Genomic DNA, 20,402 nt, shown 5'->3' on the forward strand with positions numbered 1-20,402 from the left:
TCCCGGCCCGGGTCGGAGTTGTCTGGAGGGCGTGGGGCCCGGTGCCGTACCGCCCTCACCCCCTCGCGGCAGGTCCGTATTCGAAGGAGCCGACGTGATGGCTTCCGCATTGGTGGCAAGTGGCACGGGCACCCGGCGCACGCGGGCGCAGCAGCGGGCGCGCGACTGGGCGGAGATCCAGGAGCGGATGCTGGTGCCGCTCTACGAGGCGGTGTACCAGCGGCTGGAGGTGGGCCCGGCGACCAGCGTGCTGGGGCTCGGCTGCCGTTCCGGGCTGGCGCTGCTGCTGGCCGCCGCCCGGGGCGCGGAGGTGGTCGGCCTGGAGCCGGAGGCGGAGCTGCGCTCGCTGGCGCAGGACCGCTCGCTGCGGGTGCTGGGCGACGTCTACCGGGAGCTGGCGCCGGCCCCGGACGCCGGGGGGCACGCCCCGGCGCACTCGCTGGTGACCGCCTTCGAGCACCTGTCGTGCACCGCCGATCCGCAGGCGCTGGTCCGCGACGCCGCCCGGCTGACCGTGCCCGGGGGCTCGGTGGCGCTGGCCACCTGGGGGCCGCCGGAGCGGTGCCAGAGCGCGGCGGTGTTATCGGTGGCGCGGCGGCTGGCCGACCCGCTGCGGCGCGACCCGTACGCGCCGTTCGCGCTGAGCGGGCCGGGCGCGGTCGAGCGCCTGGTCGAGCGGGCCGGGCTGCGGCTGGGCGGCGGCGGCCGGGTGTGCTGCCCGTTCGCCTACCCGGATCTGGACAGCGCGGTCCGCGGGCTGCTGTCGACCGGGGTGTTCGACGCGGCCACCGGGTACTCCGGCGAGCAGCAGGTGCGCAAGGAGGTGGTCGAGGCGCTCCACCCGTACCTGCGGCGGGACGGCTCGGTGCGGATGGAGAACGTCTTCCGCTACACCCTGGCCGAGCGGATCCGGTAGCGCGTCCCGCCGACGATGCGGCGGCCCGGCAGTCCGGCGGCCCGGCGGCGCGGGCTCAGCCGCCGGACTTGGCGGTGCGCGGCAGTCCCGCGGCGCGGTAGGCGGCCTCCTCGTCCAGGGTCTCGTGCTCCATCAGCGCGTCGGCGAGCGCGTCCAGCCTGGTCCGCTGGTCGGTGAGCTGACGGCAGGCCTCCTGGTAGCACTCGGCGACGATCCGGCGGGCCTCGCCGTCGACCGCGTCCAGCGTGGCCGGGGCGGAGGAGAGGCCGTACGCGCCCTGGCTGTCGCCGGGGATGGCGGTGAGCCGCCCGACCTTCTCGCTCATCCCCCAGCGTCCGGCCATGCCCCGGGCGATGGTGGTGACCTGCTCCAGGTCGCTCTCGGCGCCGGTGGTGATCACGCCGTAGACGACCTGTTCGGCGGCCATGCCGCCGAGCGCGCCGATGATCCGGCCGCGCAGGTACTCCTCGGTGTACGAGTAGCGGTCGGCGTCCGGGGTGGAGAGCGTGACGCCCAGGGCGCGGCCGCGCGGCACGATGGTGATCTTGCGCACCGGGTCGGCGCCGGGGTGCAGCATGCCCAGCAGCGCGTGCCCGGACTCGTGGTAGGCGGTGCGGCGGCGCTCCTCGGCGGGCATGACCAGTGCGCGGACCGCGCCGAGCTGGACCTTCTCCAGGGCGTCGGAGAACTCCCGGGCGCCGACCTGGGTGAGCCCGTGCTTGACCGCCAGCAGCGCGGCCTCGTTGGCGAGGTTGGCCAGGTCGGCGCCGGTCATGCCGGGGGTGATCCGGGCGACCTGGTCGAGGTCGGCGTCGGGGGCCAGCGGCACGTCCCGGGTGTGGATGGCCAGGATGGCGCGGCGGCCCTCGCGGTCGGGCGGGCTGACCACGACGGTGCGGTCGAAGCGGCCGGGGCGCAGCAGCGCCGGATCGAGCACCTCGGCCCGGTTGGTGGCCGCGATCACCACGACGCCCTCGGAGCCGGAGAAGCCGTCCATCTCGGTGAGGATCTGATTGAGCGTCTGCTCGCGCTCGTCGTGGCCGCCCATGGCGTTGCCGCCGCGGGCGCGGCCGATGGTGTCGATCTCGTCGATGAAGATGATGGCCGGGGCCAGCTTGCGGGCCTCGGCGAACAGCTCGCGCACCCGGGAGGCGCCGACGCCGACGATCATCTCGATGAACTCGGAGGCGGAGGCCGAGAAGAAGGGCACCCCGGCCTCCCCGGCGACGGCCCGGGCGAGCAGGGTCTTGCCGGTGCCGGGCGGGCCGGTGAGCAGGACGCCGCGGGGCATCTTGGCGCCCATGGCCCGGTAGACCTCGGGGTTGCGCAGGAAGTCGACCACCTCGGTCAGTTCGGCCTTGACCTCGTCGATGCCGGCCACGTCGGCGAAGGTGGTGCGCCGCTCGCCGGGGCCGGGGGTGACCGGTTTGGGCGGGCCCTTCCTGGCCAGCCCGCCCATGCCGCCGCTGCCGAGTCTGCGCGCGACCAGCAGCCAGACCACGACCAGCAGCAGCATGGGGGCGAGCGAGATCAGCAGGTTGACCAGGAAGCTGCGCTCCTTGACGACCGGTTCGGCGTCCACCACCACGCCCTTGGCCTCCAGCACGGCCCACAGATTGTCCTCGGCGAAGACCGGGCGCTGGGTGGTGAACTCGGTGTAGCTGCCCTTGCCCCCGTCCGGCTTGGGCTGGGCGTTCTTGAGCTTGCCCTGGATGGTGTCGCCCTTGGCGAAGATCTCGGAGACCTGGCCGGCGTTCAGCTGCTTGGTGAACTCGGTGTAGGTGATGCTGGTGCTGCCGCCGTTGCCGAAGAGGCTGAGCAGCAGGTCGGCCAGCAGGTAGATGACGACGGCGAACAGCACCAGCCGGATCCAGCTGCCGCGCGGCCGCCTGCCCGGGGGCGCAGGCGGTGGCGGCGGGGCGCCCTCCGACCGCCACAGCTTGTCGGGACTCTGGCGGGGCGGCACAGGACTGGTCATATTTATGACAATACGGACATTCCATACCCGCTGCCAGCACCGGCGCCGCCCGCCCACGCGGCGTCAGACCCCGGGCCACTCCTCCGAGGTCAGCGCGAACCGCTCGTGGTCGCGCCAGGCGTCCTGCAGGAACAGCATCCGCGGGGTGGTGCCCTCGTGCCGGAAGCCCAGGCGCCCGGCCATCGCCACCGAGGGGCCGTTCTCCGGCTGGACGTTGATCTCCAGCCGGTGCAGCCCCAGGCCGCCCCTGGGCTGCGGGGCGAAGCAGCGGTCGACCACCAGCCGCATCCCCTCGGTCATCCGCCCGGTGCCGTTGTACGGGAGGTACGAGTTGTAGCCCAGCGTGCCGTTCAGGAAGCGGCCGCGGACGATGTTGGCGACGTTGCAGGTGCCGACCAGGCCGCCGTCCTCCAGGTCGAGGATCAGGAAGGTGTGCAGCGTTTCACCCTGACGGCGTACCAGGTCGACCAGGCCGTCCGGCTCCACCGGGTTCCACCGCCCCACGTGCTCGGCGGAGCGCCGGACGGCGGCGGCGTAGCTGGCGGCGTCGGACAGTTTCGGGGTACGGATCTCCACTCGCATCCGGCCATCATCGCGTACACGCACGGCCGCCCGCCCCCGGTTGCGGGGCGGGCGGCCGTGCGTCGGGGCCTGCGGAGCGGGGCCGCTCAGAGCAGGTCCTTGAACTCCTTGGGCAGCTCGAAGTTGTCCGGCAGCTGGGCCGCGCCCGGGCCGAAGGCGGCGCCCGGCTGCGGCTCGGCCTTGCGCTCCAGCGCCGCCTTCTGCTCGGCGGCGCGCTTCAGCGGGTTGCCGGACTTCTGCTTGCCCTTGGCCTGCTTCTGCTGCTTGGGCTTGCGGGCACCGCCGCCGCCCATGCCCGGAATGCCGGGCATCCCGGGGATGCCCTTGCCGCCGGCCATCGCCGACATCATCTTGCGGGCCTCGAAGAAGCGCTCCACCAGGCCGCTGACCTCGGAGACGTGCACGCCCGAGCCCTTGGCGATGCGGGCCCGGCGGGAGCCGTTGATGATCTTCGGGTCGTCCCGCTCGGCCGGGGTCATCGACTTGATGATCGCGCCGACCCGGGCGACGTCCCGGTCGTCGATGTTGTTGATCTGGTCGCGCATCTGCGCCATGCCCGGCAGCATCCCCAGCAGCTTGGAGATGGAGCCCATCTTGGCGACCTGCTCCAGCTGCCCCAGGAAGTCGCCGAGGCCGAACTCCTTGCCGCCCTTGCTGGCCAGCTTGGAGACCAGCTTGGCGGACTCGTCCTGGTTGAAGGTCTTCTCGGCCTGCTCGATCAGGCTGAGCACATCGCCCATGCCGAGGATGCGCGAGGCCATGCGGTCCGGGTGGAACGCGTCGAAGTCGGTCAGCTTCTCGCCGTTGGAGGCGAACATGATCTGGCGGCCGGTCAGGTGCGCCACCGACAGCGCGGCGCCGCCGCGGGCGTCGCCGTCGAGCTTGGACAGCACCACGCCGGTGAAGTCGACGCCCTCGAGGAACGCCTGGGCGGTGGTGACCGCGTCCTGGCCGATCATCGCGTCGACGACGAACAGGACCTCGTCCGGGTTGACCGCGGCCCGGATGTCGGCGGCCTGCTGCATCAGCTCGGCGTCGATGCCGAGGCGGCCGGCGGTGTCGACGATGACCACGTCGTACTGCTTGGTCTTGGCGTACTCGATGGAGTCGCGGGCGACCTTCACCGGGTCACCGACGCCGTTGCCCGGCTCGGGGGCGAAGAACGCCACCCCGGCCCGCTCGGCGACCACGCCCAGCTGGGTCACCGCGTTGGGGCGCTGGAGGTCGCAGGCGACCAGCAGCGGGGTGTGCTTCTGCTCCTTGAGCCAGTGGCCGAGCTTTCCGGCCAGCGTGGTCTTGCCCGCGCCCTGGAGGCCGGCGAGCATGATCACGGTCGGGCCGGTCTTGGCGTACCGCAGGCGGCGGGTCTCGCCGCCGAGGATGCTGATCAGCTCCTCGTTGACGATCTTGATGACCTGCTGGGCCGGGTTCAGACCACCGGCGATGGCGACGCCCAGCGACCGTTCCTTGACCTGCTTGATGAACGCGCGCACCGCCGGAAGCGCGACATCGGCCTCCAGCAGGGCGATGCGGATCTCACGGCAGGTGGCGTCGATGTCCTCCTCGGACAGCCGCCCCTTGCCACGGAGGTTCTTGAACGTCGCTGCGAGGCGGTCGGAAAGGGTGTCGAACACGTCGGTCGCGGGTCCTCGTGGCTCGGTTACGGATGGAACAGTCGCCCCCCAGGGTATCCGGCCGCGCGCGGTACCGAACCCACCCGCCCCCGGCGGATGCCGGATGGCCGGAACGCCGCCCCGCGCCCCGGCCCGGCACCGGTCAGGACAGGGCCCGCTCCACCGCCCGGGCGACCTCCGCCGCCCGCTCCCGCAGCAGCGGGCGGCCGTCGGCCCCGGTGACGTAGAAGGCGTCCACCGCGTCCGCGCCCAGCGTCGAGATCCTGGCCGTGCGCACCCGCACCCCGGTGGCCTCCAGCGCCCGCCCGATGCGGTGCAGCAGCCCCGGGGCGTCGTGCGCCCGCACCTCCAGCACCGTGGCCTTGGCCGAGCCGCCCGCCGCCACCGTCACCCGCGGCGGCGGGGCCGCGCTCCCCCGGCGGCGGGGCGCGGAGGCGTCCCGCTCGGCCAGCCGGCGGGTGACGTCCAGGCCGCCGTCCAGCGCCCGGCGGATGTCCGCGCGCAGCCGCGCAGCCTCCGGCAGCTCCCCGAACTCGGCGGCGACCTGCCAGGTCAGGGCCAGCACCGGGCCCGCGCCGATCGGGTCGAGCTCGCGGATCGCCGCCGACCTGACCGTCAGCCGGTGCAGCGCCAGCACCCCGGCGACGGTCGGCAGCACCGACGGGCGGTCCGGCAGCGCCAGGGTGAGCGTCACGCCCATGGGCTCGGTGGTCGGATCGGCGGACAGCTCCGACTCGGCCCGCAGCGACAGCACCGGGCCGTCGGTGCGGGCGGCCTCCACCGCCAGCCGCTCCTCCTCCGCCGAGGGCTCGGCCGAGCCCTGCCCGGCGGCCGGGGCCGGGGCCGCCTGTGACGCCTCGTCCAGCGCGGCCGCCGCCCGCCGGGACAGGTCCCCGACCAGGGCGGCCCGCCAACTGCTCCACGCGGCCGGACCGGTGGCCAGCGCGTCGGCCTCGGTCAGCGCCTGCAGCAGCTCCAGCACGCCGGTGCTGCCGACCACGGAGGTGATCGCCGCCACCGTCGCCGGATCGTCCAGATCCCGCCGGGTGGCCGTGTCCACCAGCAGCAGGTGGTACCGGACCAGCAGCGCCAGGGTGTCGACGTCCGGCTTGGGGAAGCCCAGCCGGGCGGCGACGTCCCGGGTGATCACCTCGCCCGCCTCGGAGTGATCGCCCGGCCAGCCCTTGCCGATGTCGTGCAGCAGCGCCGCCACCAGCAGCAGGTCCGGGCGGGCGACCCGGCGGGTCAGCGCGGCGGCGCGCACCGCCGTCTCCACCAGGTGCCGGTCCACCGTCCAGCGGTGGACGGCGTTGCGCTGCGGGCGGCAGCGCACCCGGTCCCAGTCCGGCAGCAGCCGGGCCACCAGCCCCTCGGCCTCCAGCGCCTCCCACACCGGGACGGCGCTCTCGCCCGCGCCCAGCAGCGTGACCAGCTGCTCGCGGGCCTCGTCCGGCCACGGCACCGGCATCGGCCGGGCCTCGGCGGCCAGCCGGCGCACGGTCGAGGGCGCCAGCGGCAGCCCGGCCTGGGCCGCCGCCGCGGCGGCGCGCAGCGGCAGCACCGGATCGGTCCCCGGTCGGGCCCCGGCGGCCAGCACCGCCTCGCCGTCCTGCTCGACGACGCCCTCGGCGAGCGGGCTGCGCTCGACCGGCGCGCGGCCGGAGGCCCCCCGGCCCGGTGCGCCGAAGCCGAAGCGGGAACTGCGGCGGACCCTGCCGCTGCGCGAGCGCAGCACCCGGTCCACCTCGCGCCAGGTGACGTCCCCGGCGTAGGCGACGGTGCGGGCCGCCTCGTACACCTGCCGCAGCAGGATGTCGGCGTCCAGGACCCCGAGCTCGGCCGCGACCTGGTCCTGCTCCTGGAGCATGAGCCGGTCGGTGGCGCGGCCGGTGACCAGGTGCAGGGTGTCGCGGACGTCGCGCAGCCGGGCCCCGGCGGCGTCCAGGCCGGCCCGGGGCGCGTCGGCGATCCAGGAGGCGGCGACGGCGTCCAGCGCGGTCAGGTCGCGCAGGCCGCCCCGGGCCTCCTTCAGGTCGGGCTCCAGCAGGAAGGACAGCTCGCCGTGGCGCTCCGCCCGCTCCCGGCACAGCTCGTGCAGCTCGGGCAGGCGGCGGGCGGCGTCGGCGCGCCAGTCGGCCAGGACGGCCGAGCGCAGCGCGCTGGTCAGGCCGGGGTCGCCGGCCAGGTGCCGGGCGTCCAGCAGCCCGAGCTGGGCCTTCAGGTCGGCGGCGGCGACCTTGCGGGCGGTGCCCAGGTCGCGCACCGAGTGGTCCAGGGCGATGCCGTTGTCCCAGACCGGGTACCAGATCTGCTCGGCGAGCCTGGGCACGGCGGCGCCCTTGGCGCTGCCGTCGTGCAGCAGCAGCAGGTCGAGATCGCTGCGCGGGGACAGCTCGCCGCGGCCGTAGCCGCCGACGGCGACCAGGGCGACGCCGGTGAGGCCGTCGGCGGCGGTGGAGAACAGGCCGGAGAGCCAGCGGTCGGTCAGCTCGGCCAGCGCGGCCCGGCGCTCCGCCCCGGTGCGGGGGTCCTCGCGCAGCAGGTGCAGCCGCTGGGCGGCGTAGCCGCTCGGCTCCGGGGCCCGGTCGGACCCGGGGGCGGTCGTCGGGGTGGTGGGGGTCTGGCCTGCCTGCGCCTGCTGCCGATCCGTCAACGGGTCTCCCGTGGCTGGTGCCGAAATACGCAAACAGCCGGTGCGGCGCCGGTGCCTTGCGGCTCCGGTGCCTCCGGCGGGGCGGTACGCGGCGGCGGGGGAAGCCGGGCTCCGTCGCCCGTCTCCCCCGCCACTGCCTCGTTCTGTTATGACCGTTCTGTTGTGACCGCTCTGCTGCGGCCTCTACTGCGTCCGGCGCCCGGTGGGGCTCACAGCGCGTCGGGGCCGCGTTCTCCGGTGCGCACCCGGACGGTGGTCTCCACCGGGACGCTCCAGACCTTGCCGTCACCGATCTTGCCAGTGCGGGCGGCCTTGACGATGACATCCACCAGTCCGTCGGCGTCGTCGTCCTCGGCGAGGACCTCTATCCGGACCTTCGGGACGAGGTCGACGGTGTACTCGGCGCCCCGGTAGACCTCGGTGTGGCCGCGCTGCCGGCCGTAGCCGCTGGCCTCGGTGACGGTCAGCCCGTGGACCCCGAACGCCTGCAGGGCGTCCTTGACCTCGTCCAGGCGGTGCGGCTTGATGACTGCGGTGATGAGCTTCATGCCTCAACCTTCGTTCCGGCGTCGACCGCTCCGGCGGCGACTGCCTCGGGCTCATCCTTGGCCACCTTGACGGGGGACGCCAGCTCCTTGGAGAGGGCGCTGCCCAGGGCGCTGAAGTCGTACGCGGACTCGGCGTGCTCGGCCAGGTCGATACCGGCGACCTCGACCTCCTCCGGCACCCGGAAGCCCATGGTCTTCTCGATCAGCTTGCCGAGGATGTAGGCCATCACGAAGGAGTAGGCGCCGACGGAGACCACCCCGATGGCCTGCTTGCCGAGCTGGTCCAGGCCGCCGCCGTAGAACAGGCCCTTGGCCGGGGAGCCCAGGCTGCCGGTGGCGAAGAAGCCGATGAGCAGGGCGCCGGTGGCGCCGCCGACGGCGTGCACGCCGACCACGTCGAGCGAGTCGTCGAAGCCGAACTTGAACTTCAGGCTGATGGTGTAGGCGCACAGGGCGCCGACGATCAGGCCCAGCGCGACCGAGCCGAGCGGGCTGATGTAGGCGCAGGCGGGGGTGATGCCGACCAGGCCGGCCACCGCGCCGGAGGCCGCGCCGAGGGTGGTGAAGGCGCCGTGCCTGATCCGCTCGAAGGCCAGCCAGCCGATCATCGCGGCGGCGGTGGCGATCTGGGTGTTCATGAAGGCGACGCCGGCCAGGCCGTTGGCGGAGAGCGCCGAGCCCGCGTTGAAGCCGAACCAGCCGAACCAGAGCAGCCCGGAGCCGAGCATCACCAGCGGCAGGCTGTGCGGACGCATCGGGTCCTTCTTGAAGCCGACCCGCTTGCCCAGCACCAGGCACAGGGCCAGACCGGCCATACCGGCGTTGAGGTGCACCGCGGTACCGCCGGCGAAGTCGAGCACGCCGACGTGGTCCACCAGCCAGCCGCCCTTGCCGCTGTCGCTGTAGAACACCCAGTGCGCGACCGGGAAGTAGACCAGGGTCGTCCACAGGGCCACGAACAGGGCCCAGGCGGCGAAGCGGGTGCGGTCGGCGATGGCACCGCTTATCAGCGCCGGGGTGATGACCGCGAACATCAACTGGAAGGCCGACAGTGCGAAGATCGGAATTCCGTAGCCCAGGTAGAGCTTGTTCATTCCGATGTTGCGCATGCCCAGGTAGTGCAGATTTCCGATCAGGCCGTGGAAGGCATCAGGGCCGAAGCTGAGCGAGAAGCCGAACAGCACCCAGAGCACCGTGACGATCCCCAGGGCGATGAAGCTCATGACCAGCATGTTCAGGGCGCTCTTGGCCCGGACCATGCCGCCGTAGAAGAAGGCGAGGCCGGGTGTCATCAACATGACCAGTGCCGCGCTTATGAGCACAAAAGCGGTGTCTCCGCCGCTGAAGCCGTTGGGCATCGGCGTCTCCTCGAGTGTTGAGCCGCTCCGTTCCCCGGTATCCCGTCCCGTACCACCGGAGCCGTCGGCTGTTGAAGAGGAGATTGACAAGGAGCGGTTTCGGCCGACGCGCCGACGTGTTTCCGGAAGGTGACGAAGCTGACGCCGCTGTTACGCGGCGGTGAACGCCCAGGAAAAAGGCCGACCGCGAAAACCGTCCCGCAGACCTGGCGTGGGGGAGCCGAGTGTGGAAGGTTTTCGCGGCCGGAACTCGAGGGACCGCCGACGGCCGAAAACAGCCTGCCGCGGGCCTGCCCGGGGGCCTGTCGCCGGGGCGCTCAGACGGCCTGCTGGCGGTTGAACTCGGGCAGGTCCTGGTCGATCCGCTCGCGCAGCCGCTTGACCTCGGAGACGTCGCGGAACTCGCCCAGCGCCGCCTCGGTGGTCTTCCGGAGCCGGGTGTTGACCCGCTCGGAGCGGATGCGTACCGCTATGTCCACCGCCTGCTGGGCGGAGGCGGCGGCGGCCTCGGGCTCGTTCTGCAGCAGGTGGACGCTGGCCATGCCGATCAGGTTGAGGGCGTACGAGCGCTGGTGGCCCGGATCCTGGGAGAACAGCTCGACGGCCCGCTCCATCACCGGCTGGGACTGCAGCGCGTAGGTCTGGCTGCGGCCGGTCTGGTAGCTGAGGTCCCGGTAGGAGTGGGCGTTCTCGGCGTTCAGCTCGGCCTCGGAGAAGAAGGAGATCCAGTCGGGCTCCGGATCCCCCGCGTTGATGTCGCGGAAGGAGTCCTCGGCCAGCCGGGCCGCCCGGTAGCACTTGTTGACCTCGCCGAGGTTGGCGTAGGCCCGGGCCTCCAGCACGTGCATCAGCGACTGGGTGCGCGGCGTGGCCGTGTCCCGGCTGCCGTACTGGGCCAGGTGGATCAGCTCCAGGGCGTCGTTGCCGCGGTTCAGGTGGATCATCTGGCGGCACATGTCCGACAGGATCAGCGCGCCGAAGGGGCGGTCGCCCGCCTCCTTGGCCGCGTGCAGGGCCAGCACGTAGTACTTCTGCGCGCTGGGGTGCATCCCTATGTCGTACGACATCCAGCCCGCCAGGTGGGCCAGCTGGGCGGTGGTCTGGAACAGCCGCCGGGTGACCTCCGGGGCGTAGCTCTCCTGGAGCAGGTCGCAGACCTCGTGCAGCTGGCCGACGACCGCCTTGCGGCGCAGGCCGCCGCCGTTCTGCGCGTCCCACTGGCGGAACATGACCACGGTGGACTCGAGCAGGTCCAGCTCGGGACCGGAGATCCGGCCGGTGGGCTGGGCGCCCTCGCGGGCGGCGGCGAGTATCGGGGTGGGCCTGCCGTTGGCTGCGGGGGCGAGCCAGCGCTGCATGGGTTCGATCAGGGCGGTGCCGGCGGTGAGCGCCAGCGAGGTGCCGAGGAAGCCGCGGCGGTTGAGCATGAGGTCGCTGCGCGAGTAGTCGGACAGCAGCTGGACGGTCTGCGGGCCGCTCCAGGGGAGGTCCACGCCGCTGCCCGGGGTCAGCTGGACGGTGGCGCGCAGGCCGAGGTCCTCGATGTTGACGAGCGAGCCGAAGCGCTCGGAGAACAGGTCGGAGAGGATCTTCGGAATCGGCTCACGGGGGCACTCCCCGTCCAGCCAGCGGCGCACCCGGGAGGTGTCGGTGCTGACATGGCTCGCACCGATCTGCCGCGCGCGGCGGTTCACCTGCCGCGCCAACTCGCCTTTGGACCAACCGCTCCTGACGAACCACGCCGTCAGCTGCTCGTTGGGTTGCTTCTCGCCCACCGGAACGCCCCCATCCCGGGCTCACCCGCCACTGGCGCCCGTGACGCCCCGTCAGCCGGGAGGTCCGAGCCTGATCCGCAGATCCAACACTCCGTCATGAGTTCTGCCCGAAAGGCGACTTGACCGCAGTTGCCGCTGGCATACCCATGAGGCGGAGGAGTTCCTGCCTTGCGGAGTGAACGTAGCGCGCTCGCTGCCATCCGGGGGAGTTCGCCCGGCGAAACGCCACCTTTCGCCACCCCTGGGGGTGAACTTCCGGCGCTCCCGGCGCGCTTCACTGGATCTCGGACGCGTGTGTGCCCGCTCTCGCGCTTCGACCCTCCCCCATCCGCGCGGTCGGCACAACATGATCGACCCAAACCCCTCCGCGCAGCTGGAGCACGGGCACGGAGCACGCGCCCCCGCAGCGAATCGCACCCCCCGCCGCGCCCCCCGGCGTAACCATCGGCCCCCCATACCTGTTGGTGGTGAGTGGACTTGGACATCCTGTTCGATACCCCGATCTTCGGCGGCCGCTCGCTGGGCGTGCGCGGCCGTGCGCACGCCGGGCGGTGCCGGGCGGTGGCCGAGTACACGCTGCACCCGGGCTGGACCGCGACCCTGGCCGGGGCCGAGCTCCCGGCGGCGAGCAGCCCCGCGCAGATCGCCGACCTGTGGCTGCGCCACCCCGGGGCCGAGGTGCGGTTGCGCACCGGGGGCGGCTTCGACGTGCTGGACGTGCCCGAGCAGCCCGGCCTGCAGGCGCTGGTCCGGCTGGAGCGGATGGGCCACCGGCCCGGGCCGGTGCTGGCCGCGGCCGGGCGGGCGCTGTTCCTGGTCGCCCCGCACACCGCCGAGACCCTGCCGGACCTGCTCTACCGCACCGGCTGGGACGACGCCGCGCTCGACCTGCGCTGCCACGGCGTGGGCGGCTCGGTGCCCGCGCCGCCGACCGCGCTCACCCGCTGGCTGAGACCACCGACCCCGGAGAGTGCGGCCCGCCCGCCGGAGGCCCGGCTGCTGCTGGGGACGCTGGCGTACGCCTGCCACCGGGGCGTCGCCGGACTGGTCGGCAGGCGCTGAAGGCGGCGGAACGCCGCGGGCCGCCCCCTGGGAGGGAGGCGGCCCGCGGCGTCGGTCACGGCTCGGCGGTGGCGGCGGCTCAGCCGATGAGCGCGTCCACGAAGGCGCCCGGCTCGAACGGCGCCAGGTCGTCCGCGCCCTCGCCCAGGCCGATCAGCTTCACCGGCACGCCCAGCTTGCGCTGCACGGCGACCACGATGCCGCCCTTGGCGGTGCCGTCCAGCTTGGTCAGCACGATCCCGGTGATGTCCACCACCTCGGCGAAGACCTGCGCCTGGACCAGGCCGTTCTGGCCGGTGGTGGCGTCCAGCACCAGCAGCACCTCGTCCACCGGGCCGTGCTTCTCGACGACCCGCTTGACCTTGCCCAACTCGTCCATCAGGCCGGTCTTGGTGTGCAGCCGGCCGGCGGTGTCCACCAGGACGGTGTCGGCGCCGTCGGCGATGCCCTGCTTGACCGCGTCGAAGGCCACCGAGGCCGGGTCGCCGCCCTCGGGGCCGCGCACGGTGCGGGCGCCCACCCGCTCGCCCCAGGTCTGCAGCTGGTCGGCGGCGGCGGCACGGAAGGTGTCGGCCGCGCCCAGCAGCACGGTGCGGCCGTCGGCGACCAGCACCCGGGCCAGCTTGCCGCTGGTGGTGGTCTTGCCGACGCCGTTGACGCCGACCACCAGGACCACGGCCGGGCGCGGCGGCTGCTCCTCGCTGTGCCGGGCGGTGTGCAGGGAGCGGTCCATGGTCGGGTCGACCAGCGCCACCAGCTCCTCGCGCAGCAGCGCGCGCAGGTCGTCCGGGGTGCGGGTGCCGAGCACCTTCACCCGGGTGCGCAGCCGCTCCACCAGCTCCTGCGTGGGCGCGACGCCGACGTCGGCGGTCAGCAGGACCTCCTCGATCTCCTCCCAGGTGTCCTCGTCCAGGTGGTCCCGGGAGAGCAGGGCGAGCAGGCCCTTGCCCATGGAGTTCTGCGAACGCGACAGCCGCGAGCGCAGCCGCACCAGGCGGCCGGCGGTGGGCTCGGGGACGTCCAGCGCGGGCGCCGCCGGGGCCTGCGGCTCCGCCTCGGCGGGTGCGGCCGGCTCCGGCCGGGCGGCGGGCTCGGCGGCCGGTTCGGCCTCCGGCTCCGGTGCCGGCCTGCCCTCGGGCTTGCGTTCGACCGGGGCCGGGCGCGTCGGAGCGCCCAGCGACGTGTCGGCCGGCGGTGGCGGCAGCTGCTTGCGCCGCCTGCCGCTGACGACGAGACCGGCGGCGGCTCCGAGGAGGACCACCGCGATGACTACGGTAAGAATGATGATTTCCATGGCTTCCCCAGTATCCGGTACGTCCGTGCGGGAACGGGCAGCGCCGGACCCATGTCCGGGAAACGCCGCGGCGCGCTAGTCGGCGGGCTGCTGCTCGGTCGGCTGCCCGGCCTGCTGCTGCTCGGTCTGCTGCTGGGCGGGCAGGGTGCGGCGCGGGGCCGGGCGCGGGGTCTCCCGCAGCCGCTGGCTGATGACCTGCGAGATGCCGTCGCCGCGCATGGACACCCCGTACAGCGCGTCCGCGCACTCCATGGTCAGCTTCTGGTGGGTGATCACGATCAGCTGGGAGCTGTCCCGCAGCTCCTCCATGATGGCGATCAGCCGCCGCAGGTTGCTCTCGTCCAGGGCCGCCTCGACCTCGTCCATGACGTAGAACGGGCTGGGCCGGGCCTTGAAGATGGAGACCAGCAGCGCCACCGCGGTCAGCGAGCGCTCGCCGCCGGAGAGCAGCGACAGCCGCTTGACCTTCTTGCCCGGCGGCCGGGCCTCGACGTCGATGCCGGTGGTGAGCATGTTGTCCGGGTCGGTCAGGACCAGCCTGCCCTCGCCGCCGGGGAACAGCCGGGAGAAGACGCCCTCGAACTCGCGGGCGGTGTCGTGGTAGGCGGCGGTGAAGACCTGCTCCACCCGCTCGTCCACCTCCTTGACGACGGTGAGCAGGTCGCGCCGGGTGGACCTGAGGTCCTCCAGCTGCTCCCCGAGGAACTGGTGGCGCTCCTCCAGCGCCGCGAACTCCTCCAGCGCCAGCGGGTTGACCTTGCCCAGCTGGGCGTACGCCTTCTCGGCGGCGCGCAGTCGGCGCTCCTGCTCCTCCCGGCGGTACGGGCGGGCGGCGGCGGGGACCGGCTGCGGCTCGGCGGCGGCCGTACGATCGGGGTCGGCCGTACGGTCGGTGTCACGGTCGGTGTCCGGATCGGCGTCGCGGTCGGGATCGGCGTCGGTGTCACGGTCGGGGCGGGCGGGGGCGGCGTCCGGTGCCGGGGACGGCGGGACGGGCTGGTCCGGGCCGTACTCGGCGAGCAGGCCGTCCGCCTCGATGCCGTGCTCCTCCAGCGCCTTGGCCTCCAACTGCTCGATCCGCAGCCGCTTCTCCGCGCGCAGCACCTCGTCCCGGTGGACGGAGTCGGTGAGCTTGTCCAGCTCGGCCTTCAGCTCGCGGCTGCGGACCCGCTCCCGGGACAGCTCGGTGTCGCGGGCCGCCCGCTCCTGCTCGGCCTCCGCCTTCTCGGCGGCGGCCGCCTGCAGCGACGCCTCGACGCAGGCCAGCAGTCGGCGGGCGCCGTCCCGGACGGCGGCGGCGACCCCGGTCTCGTGCCGCAGCCGCTGCTGCCGCGCGGCGGCGCGGGCGCGGGCCTCGCGTTCGGCCCGGGCGCCCCGGTCCAGCGCGTCGGCGCGCCCGGCCAGGCCGCGCACCCGCTCCTCGTGGGTGCGGACCGCGAGCCTGGCCTCCATCTCGGACTGCCGGGCCCCGGCCGCCTCCTCGCCGAGCCGGTCGCGGACGCCGCTGTCGGGCTCCTCGTCGGCGGGGCCCTCCTCGGCGACGAGCAGCCGCTCGGCGAGTTCGGCCAGCTCCAGCTCGGCCTGCTCGCGGGCGTCCGCGGCCTTGGCGGCGGCGGTGGTGAGCCGCTCGGCCTCGCCGCTCGCGCCGCGCGCCTGGCCGCCGAGGCGGCCGAGCTGCTGGGCGACGGCGGAGCGCTCCTTGTCGGCGGCGCGGCGGCGGGCGGTGAGCGCCTCCACCTCGGCGGCGAGCGCCCGTCGGCGCTCGGTGCACTGCTCCAGCGCGGCGGCCAGCGCCTCGCGCCGTCCGGCCAGGGCGTCCAGCGCCCCCTGCGCCTCGTCGACGGCGGCCTGGGTCTCCAGCAGGCTCGGCGCGCCGGCCGAGCCGCCGTAGCCGAAGCCCCGGCCGAGCAGGTCCCCGTCGGCGGTGACCGCGGTCAGCCCGGGCCGGGCGCGCAGCAGCTCCTCGGCGTCGGCGAGGGTGCCGACGACCACCGTGTCCCGCAGCAGCTCCGCCACCGCGGACAGCAGCTCGGCCGGGCCGGAGACCAGCTCGACGGCGGCGACCGCGCCCGCCGGGAGTCCGCCGGGCAGCGACCGGGCGGCCGCTTCCGGCTCGGCTTCCGGCTCGGCTTCCGGCTCGGGCGAGGCGATGAGCAGGGCGGCCCGGCCCGCGTCGTCCTTGCGCAGCAGCCGCAGCGCGTCGGCGGCGGTGGCGACCCCGGTGACCGCGACCGCGTCGGCCGCGTGGCCGAGGGCGGCGGCGACCGCGACCTCCGCGCCCTGGCGGACCGTCAGCAGCTCCGCCGCCGGGCCGAGCACCCCGGTCAGCGCGCCCGCGTCCGCCCCGGCGGCCAGCAGCGCGCCGGTGCCGTCCTTGCGGCGCAGGCCCAGGGCGAGCGCGTCACGGCGGGCGATGAGCCCGGCCCGCTCGCGCTCGACCGCCGCCAGCTCCTCCCGGGCCCGCGACTGCGCCTCCTCGGCCCCGGCCAGCGCCGCGCGGACCTCGGCCGCCTGCGCCTCGGCCTCGGCGTCGCCCGCGTCCGCGCCCGCCACCTGGGCCTTGAGCTGCTCGTACTCCTCGGTCGCGGCCTCGGCGCGGGCCACCGCGGCGTCCCGGGCCTCGGCCAGGCGGCCGATCTCCTCGGCCGCGCCGACCGCGCGCGAGCGCGCCGCGGCGACCTTGCCCTGCAACCGGGCCAGCCCCTCGCGCCGGTCGGCCAGCGCCCGGGCCGCCGCCCGCAGCCGCTGCTCCTCCTGCGCCAGCCGGCGCTCCAGCTCGGCGCGGCGCTCCACGGTCTCGGCGAGGCCGTACTGCGCCTCCTCCAGCGCCTCGGCCAGCTCGGCCTCCTCGGCCCTGATCCGCGCGGCCTCGCGCTCCAGCTCCTCCGGATCGCGGCCGCGCCGCTCCTCGCCCGGCGCCGCGGTGGCGTGCCGGAGCCGGGCCTCGGCCAGCCCGATCGTCCCGCGCACCCGCTCGGCCTGCGAGGAGAGCGCGAACCAGGTCTGCTGCGCCTGCTCGACCCGTGGCCCGAGCTGGGCGACCTGGGCCTCCAGCACCGCCTCGCGCTGCCGGCACGCCTCGGCCTCCTGCTCGACGCTGCTGCGCCGCAGCCGCAGCGCCATCTCGTCGGCGACCTCCTCCTCCACCGCGCGGCGCAGCGTGACCAGGTCGTCGGCGAGCAGCCGCAGCCGGGCGTCGCGCAGGTCGGCCTGGATGGTGGCGGCGCGCCGGGCGATCTGCGCCTGCCGCCCCAGCGGCTTGAGCTGCCTGCGCAGTTCGCCGACCAGGTCCTGCACCCGGGTCATGTTGGCCTGCATGGCGTCCAGCTTCCGCAGCGCCTTCTCCTTGCGCTTGCGGTGCTTGAGGACGCCCGCGGCCTCCTCGACGAAGGCCCGGCGGCCCATCGGGTCGGCGTGCAGCACCGAGTCCAACTGCCCCTGGCCGACGATGACGTGCATCTCGCGGCCGATGCCGGAGTCGGACAGCAGCTCCTGGATGTCGAGCAGTCGGCAGGTGGCGCCGTTGATGGCGTACTCGCTGCCGCCGTTGCGGAACATGGTCCGGGAGATGGTGACTTCGCTGTACTCGATGGGCAGCGCGCCGTCGGTGTTGTCGATGGTCAGCGCGACCTCGGCGCGGCCCAGCGGGGCGCGGCCGGTGGTCCCGGCGAAGATGACGTCCTCCATCTTGCCGCCGCGCAGCGACTTGGCGCCCTGCTCCCCCATCACCCAGGAGAGGGCGTCCACGACGTTGGACTTGCCGGAGCCGTTGGGGCCGACCACGCAGGTGATCCCGGGCTCCAGGCGGAGGGTGGTGGAGGAGGCGAAGGATTTGAACCCGCGCAGGGTGAGGCTCTTCAGATGCACCCGTGAACCCTCCGCCGCCGTCGCGTCCGCCGCGGCCCGTGCCGCCTGACCTTGGGAACTCTATCCGGGCCGGGCTCCGGTGGCCCGGACGCGTTCCCGGGGTTTCACGCGCGGGGGCAGAGGGCATCCCTGCTACAGGGAACGGGGTGGAACCGGGGAGCAATGCAGAAGGGACGCCACGGTGGGCGTCCCTCGCACAGACTTTCGCGCACATGCAGAGCGGCAGCTCCGCCGCCTGATCTGCGGAGATCAGGAGTAGGCGGGCACTGCCTGGGGCACGTCGATGCTGCGGAGCAACTGCTCGTGTTCCGCGACGGCAGACAGCGAGTCGTTCTCGGCCTGCATCCGCATGAGCTCGGATTCCAGGTCCTGGACACGCTGCTGGAGACGTCGCATCTCGGAGAGCACGCGCGGGTCGGGGCCGCCGACGTAGCCGAGAAGCGCCTTTGCCATGATGGATGGTCCTCCACGCTGAGTGACCGACCGTTGAAGGTGGGGTCGTGTTTGGGGTACGCACTCGCTGCGCAGCCCTCGCAAGGCTGAAGGGGCCGAAAGCCTTGGGCTGTACGTCCGGGTGCGCGGGTTTCCAGCGTCTCACCAAACGCGAAATGGGTCAACACGATCACAGCGTGCGACGTCCGCCGCCCGGCTGGCGCAGCGGTGTCCTCACGCTGCGAGCCGCTGTGTCACGACCGGTGGCCGGGCGATCACTGCTCGATGCGGAGTCAACCACGCCCGGGCCGGAAGCGCAAGCGCGGGGCGTACGTTCGGGGAACGCCGCGGCGGGTGCGGCCGGGCGGGCGCCGGTGGCGCGGCGTCAGCGGATGGCGAATCCCTGATAGCGGTCCTCCGGGGCGCCCCATATCTCCGTGACGCCGTCGACGCGTCCGGGCGTGTCGCCGTGGCGCAGCAGCTCCAGCAATTGCTCGCACTGGTCGCGGCTGCCCTGGGCGACCACCTGGACCCGTCCGTCGCCCAGGTTGGAGGCGTAGCCGAGCAGGCCGATCTCCAGCGCCCGGGACCGGGTCCACCAGCGGAAACCGACCTGCTGCACGGCTCCGCGCACCCACGCGGTCATCCGGACGTCCTCACTCATGGGGACATCCTCGCATCACGCCCGGTGCGGGATTCCGGCGGACGCGCGGCCCGGATCTGTCCTACGCTCCCCCTGGATCACCGCTGCCCGGACCACCGCTGCGCAGGGCGCGGGTGACCGTCCGGTCAGGGGGCCTGGGAAGGACGGCAACCATGTCTCGTCATGCGATCGACCCCCGAATAGCCGCCGCCGTCTGCGGGGCGGTGCTGGCCGCCGGGCTCGGCGGGCTGCTGGGCGGCCTCCCGGCGACCCCGGCGGACGGCGGTCCGGGTCCCGGCCGGTCGGCCGCCGCCGGGTCACCCGCCCGGACGTCCGTGGCGGCGTCCGTGGCGGCGGCGGTACCGGCCCGGGCGGCGAGCGTCCGGGTGGCGTACCCGGCGGGCCGGGGCGGGGGCGTGCGGCAGCAGATCCTGCGGATGGTGAACGCCGAGCGCGCGCGGCACGGCTGCCGCGCGCTCAGGGCCTCCGCCCGGCTGAACCGGCTGGCGCAGGACTACAGCGGCGAGATGGCCGCCGGGGGCTTCTTCGGCCACACCGATCCGGCCGGGCGCGGCCCCTGGGACCGGGCCCGGGCGCTGGGCGTGCGCAATCTCGGCGGTGAGAACATCGCCATGGGCCAGCCGACCCCGCAGGCGGTGATGGCGGCCTGGATGGGCAGCCCCGGCCATCGCGCCAACATCCTCGACTGCCGCTACCGCTCACTCGGCGTGGGCGTCTCCTACGCCGCCTCCGGCGGGCCGTGGTGGACCCAGGACTTCGGCTTCTAGCGCGGGCCGGGCAGGCGCGGGAGCCGCTGGCAGCGCGGGCAGTAGTAGCTGGAGCGGTTCATCCACGGCGCGCGCCGCATCGGGGTGGCGCAGCGGTTGCAGGGCTCGCCCTCGCGGCCGTACGCGTCCAGGGTGCGGGAGAAGTAGCCGGACTCGCCGTTGACGTTGACGTAGAGGCTGTCGAAGCTGGTGCCGCCCACGGCCAGGGCCGCTGACATGACATCACGGGCGGAGGCCAGCAGCAGCGCCGCCTGGGCCCGGGTCAGGGTGTCGGCCGGGCGTTCGAAGTGGAGCTTCGAGCGCCACAGCGCCTCGTCGGCGTAGATGTTGCCGACGCCGCTGATCAGCGTCTGGTCCAGCAGGTTGCGCTTCACCCCGCTGCCCCGGCGGCGCAGCGCGGCCAGGAAGGCGGTGTCGTCGAAGCGGGAGTCCAGCGGGTCGCGGGCGATGTGGCCGAGCGACAGCGGGGCCGACTCCGGATCGCTGGGGTCGGCGTCCTCGACGGCGAGGCCGCCGAAGGTGCGCTGGTCGACGAAGCGCAGCTCGGTGCCGGCGTCGTCGGCGAAGCGGATGCGGACCCGCAGGTGGGTCTCGGCGGGGGCGTCCTCGGGCTGGACCAGCAGCTGCCCGCTCATGCCGAGGTGGCCGATGAGCGAGCTGCCGGTGCCGGGGATCGGCAGCCACAGGTACTTGCCCCGGCGCTGGGCGGCGCCCAGGGTGCGTCCGGCGAGCTGCGCCGCGAAGTCGTCCGGGCCGGCGGCGTGGCGGCGCACCGAGCGGGGGTGGTACACCGTGACCGAGCGCACCGTACGGCCGCTGACCCAGCGGTCCAGGCCCCGTCGAACCACCTCGACCTCGGGCAGTTCAGGCAT

General features: G+C 74.1%; 15 protein-coding genes. 3 read left to right on the plus strand and 12 right to left on the minus strand.

What is annotated here, in order from left to right; translation table 11 throughout:
* The first annotated feature begins 97 nt into the window (after window positions 1-97).
* Window positions 98-916 carry a class I SAM-dependent methyltransferase gene (locus tag GXW83_RS27710; RefSeq protein ID WP_182445786.1) on the plus strand — a complete coding sequence of 273 codons (819 nt, stop codon included), beginning with the start codon at window positions 98-100 and terminating at the stop codon, window positions 914-916.
* Between the two features lie 55 nt (window positions 917-971).
* Here the strand turns inward: GXW83_RS27710 and ftsH are convergent, their stop codons facing one another.
* The 7 genes from ftsH to GXW83_RS27745 form a co-directional block, all read right to left on the minus strand.
* Entirely contained in the window at window positions 972-2,894 is a 1,923-nt protein-coding gene (gene ftsH / locus GXW83_RS27715; protein WP_182445787.1) for an ATP-dependent zinc metalloprotease FtsH, read from the minus strand.
* A gap of 63 nt (window positions 2,895-2,957) precedes the next feature.
* A complete protein-coding gene (locus GXW83_RS27720) occupies window positions 2,958-3,476 on the minus strand; it encodes a GNAT family N-acetyltransferase (RefSeq protein ID WP_182445788.1) in 519 nt (172 codons plus the stop codon).
* An 86-nt stretch (window positions 3,477-3,562) separates the two neighbouring features.
* On the minus strand, window positions 3,563-5,110 hold the full coding sequence (gene ffh, locus GXW83_RS27725) for a signal recognition particle protein (protein WP_182445789.1): 1,548 nt from the start codon (window positions 5,108-5,110) through the stop codon (window positions 3,563-3,565).
* Window positions 5,111-5,252: 142 nt separating this feature from the next.
* Window positions 5,253-7,763 (minus strand): [protein-PII] uridylyltransferase, encoded by a 2,511-nt coding sequence (locus GXW83_RS27730; RefSeq protein WP_182445790.1) that lies wholly within the window; start codon window positions 7,761-7,763, stop codon window positions 5,253-5,255.
* Between the two features lie 209 nt (window positions 7,764-7,972).
* Window positions 7,973-8,311 carry a P-II family nitrogen regulator gene (locus GXW83_RS27735; RefSeq protein WP_182445791.1) on the minus strand — a complete coding sequence of 113 codons (339 nt, stop codon included), beginning with the start codon at window positions 8,309-8,311 and terminating at the stop codon, window positions 7,973-7,975.
* Window positions 8,308-9,669: an ammonium transporter gene (locus GXW83_RS27740; RefSeq protein ID WP_182445792.1), complete on the minus strand. Its 1,362-nt coding sequence runs from the start codon at window positions 9,667-9,669 to the stop codon at window positions 8,308-8,310. Before GXW83_RS27740 ends, GXW83_RS27735 begins: the two co-directional genes overlap by 4 nt.
* A gap of 317 nt (window positions 9,670-9,986) precedes the next feature.
* Window positions 9,987-11,444, minus strand: a complete 1,458-nt coding sequence (locus GXW83_RS27745; RefSeq protein WP_182445793.1) for a hypothetical protein — start codon at window positions 11,442-11,444, stop codon at window positions 9,987-9,989.
* Window positions 11,445-11,921: 477 nt separating this feature from the next.
* Between GXW83_RS27745 and GXW83_RS27750 the strand changes: the two genes are divergently transcribed.
* The gene (locus GXW83_RS27750; protein ID WP_182445794.1) at window positions 11,922-12,506 is read left to right on the plus strand and encodes a bifunctional DNA primase/polymerase; all 585 of its coding nucleotides are present in this window, start codon (window positions 11,922-11,924) and stop codon (window positions 12,504-12,506) included.
* Between the two features lie 79 nt (window positions 12,507-12,585).
* On the opposite strand, the gene ftsY is transcribed toward GXW83_RS27750, so the two are convergent.
* The 4 genes from ftsY to GXW83_RS27770 all read right to left on the minus strand — a co-directional run bounded on the left by ftsY (window position 12,586) and on the right by GXW83_RS27770 (window position 18,763).
* Window positions 12,586-13,800, minus strand: coding sequence for a signal recognition particle-docking protein FtsY (gene ftsY / locus GXW83_RS27755; protein ID WP_182445795.1), 1,215 nt, complete (start codon window positions 13,798-13,800; stop codon window positions 12,586-12,588).
* A 75-nt stretch (window positions 13,801-13,875) separates the two neighbouring features.
* Window positions 13,876-17,667 carry a chromosome segregation protein SMC gene (smc, locus tag GXW83_RS27760; RefSeq protein ID WP_182445796.1) on the minus strand — a complete coding sequence of 1,264 codons (3,792 nt, stop codon included), beginning with the start codon at window positions 17,665-17,667 and terminating at the stop codon, window positions 13,876-13,878.
* 249 nt (window positions 17,668-17,916) lie between these two features.
* Window positions 17,917-18,120, minus strand: coding sequence for a hypothetical protein (locus GXW83_RS27765; RefSeq protein ID WP_182445797.1), 204 nt, complete (start codon window positions 18,118-18,120; stop codon window positions 17,917-17,919).
* A gap of 364 nt (window positions 18,121-18,484) precedes the next feature.
* A complete protein-coding gene (locus tag GXW83_RS27770) occupies window positions 18,485-18,763 on the minus strand; it encodes an acylphosphatase (RefSeq protein WP_182445798.1) in 279 nt (92 codons plus the stop codon).
* Window positions 18,764-18,915: 152 nt separating this feature from the next.
* Here GXW83_RS27770 and GXW83_RS35470 point away from each other — a divergent pair, with 152 nt between their 5' ends.
* Complete coding sequence (locus tag GXW83_RS35470) at window positions 18,916-19,530, plus strand: CAP domain-containing protein (protein WP_182445799.1); 615 nt, start codon at window positions 18,916-18,918, stop codon at window positions 19,528-19,530.
* On the opposite strand, the gene mutM is transcribed toward GXW83_RS35470, so the two are convergent.
* Complete coding sequence (gene mutM / locus GXW83_RS27780) at window positions 19,527-20,402, minus strand: bifunctional DNA-formamidopyrimidine glycosylase/DNA-(apurinic or apyrimidinic site) lyase (RefSeq protein ID WP_182445800.1); 876 nt, start codon at window positions 20,400-20,402, stop codon at window positions 19,527-19,529. The two genes, GXW83_RS35470 and mutM, sit on opposite strands and share 4 nt — an antisense overlap.

It is taken from the genome of Streptacidiphilus sp. PB12-B1b (assembly GCF_014084125.1).
Lineage (GTDB): Bacteria > Actinomycetota > Actinomycetes > Streptomycetales > Streptomycetaceae > Streptacidiphilus.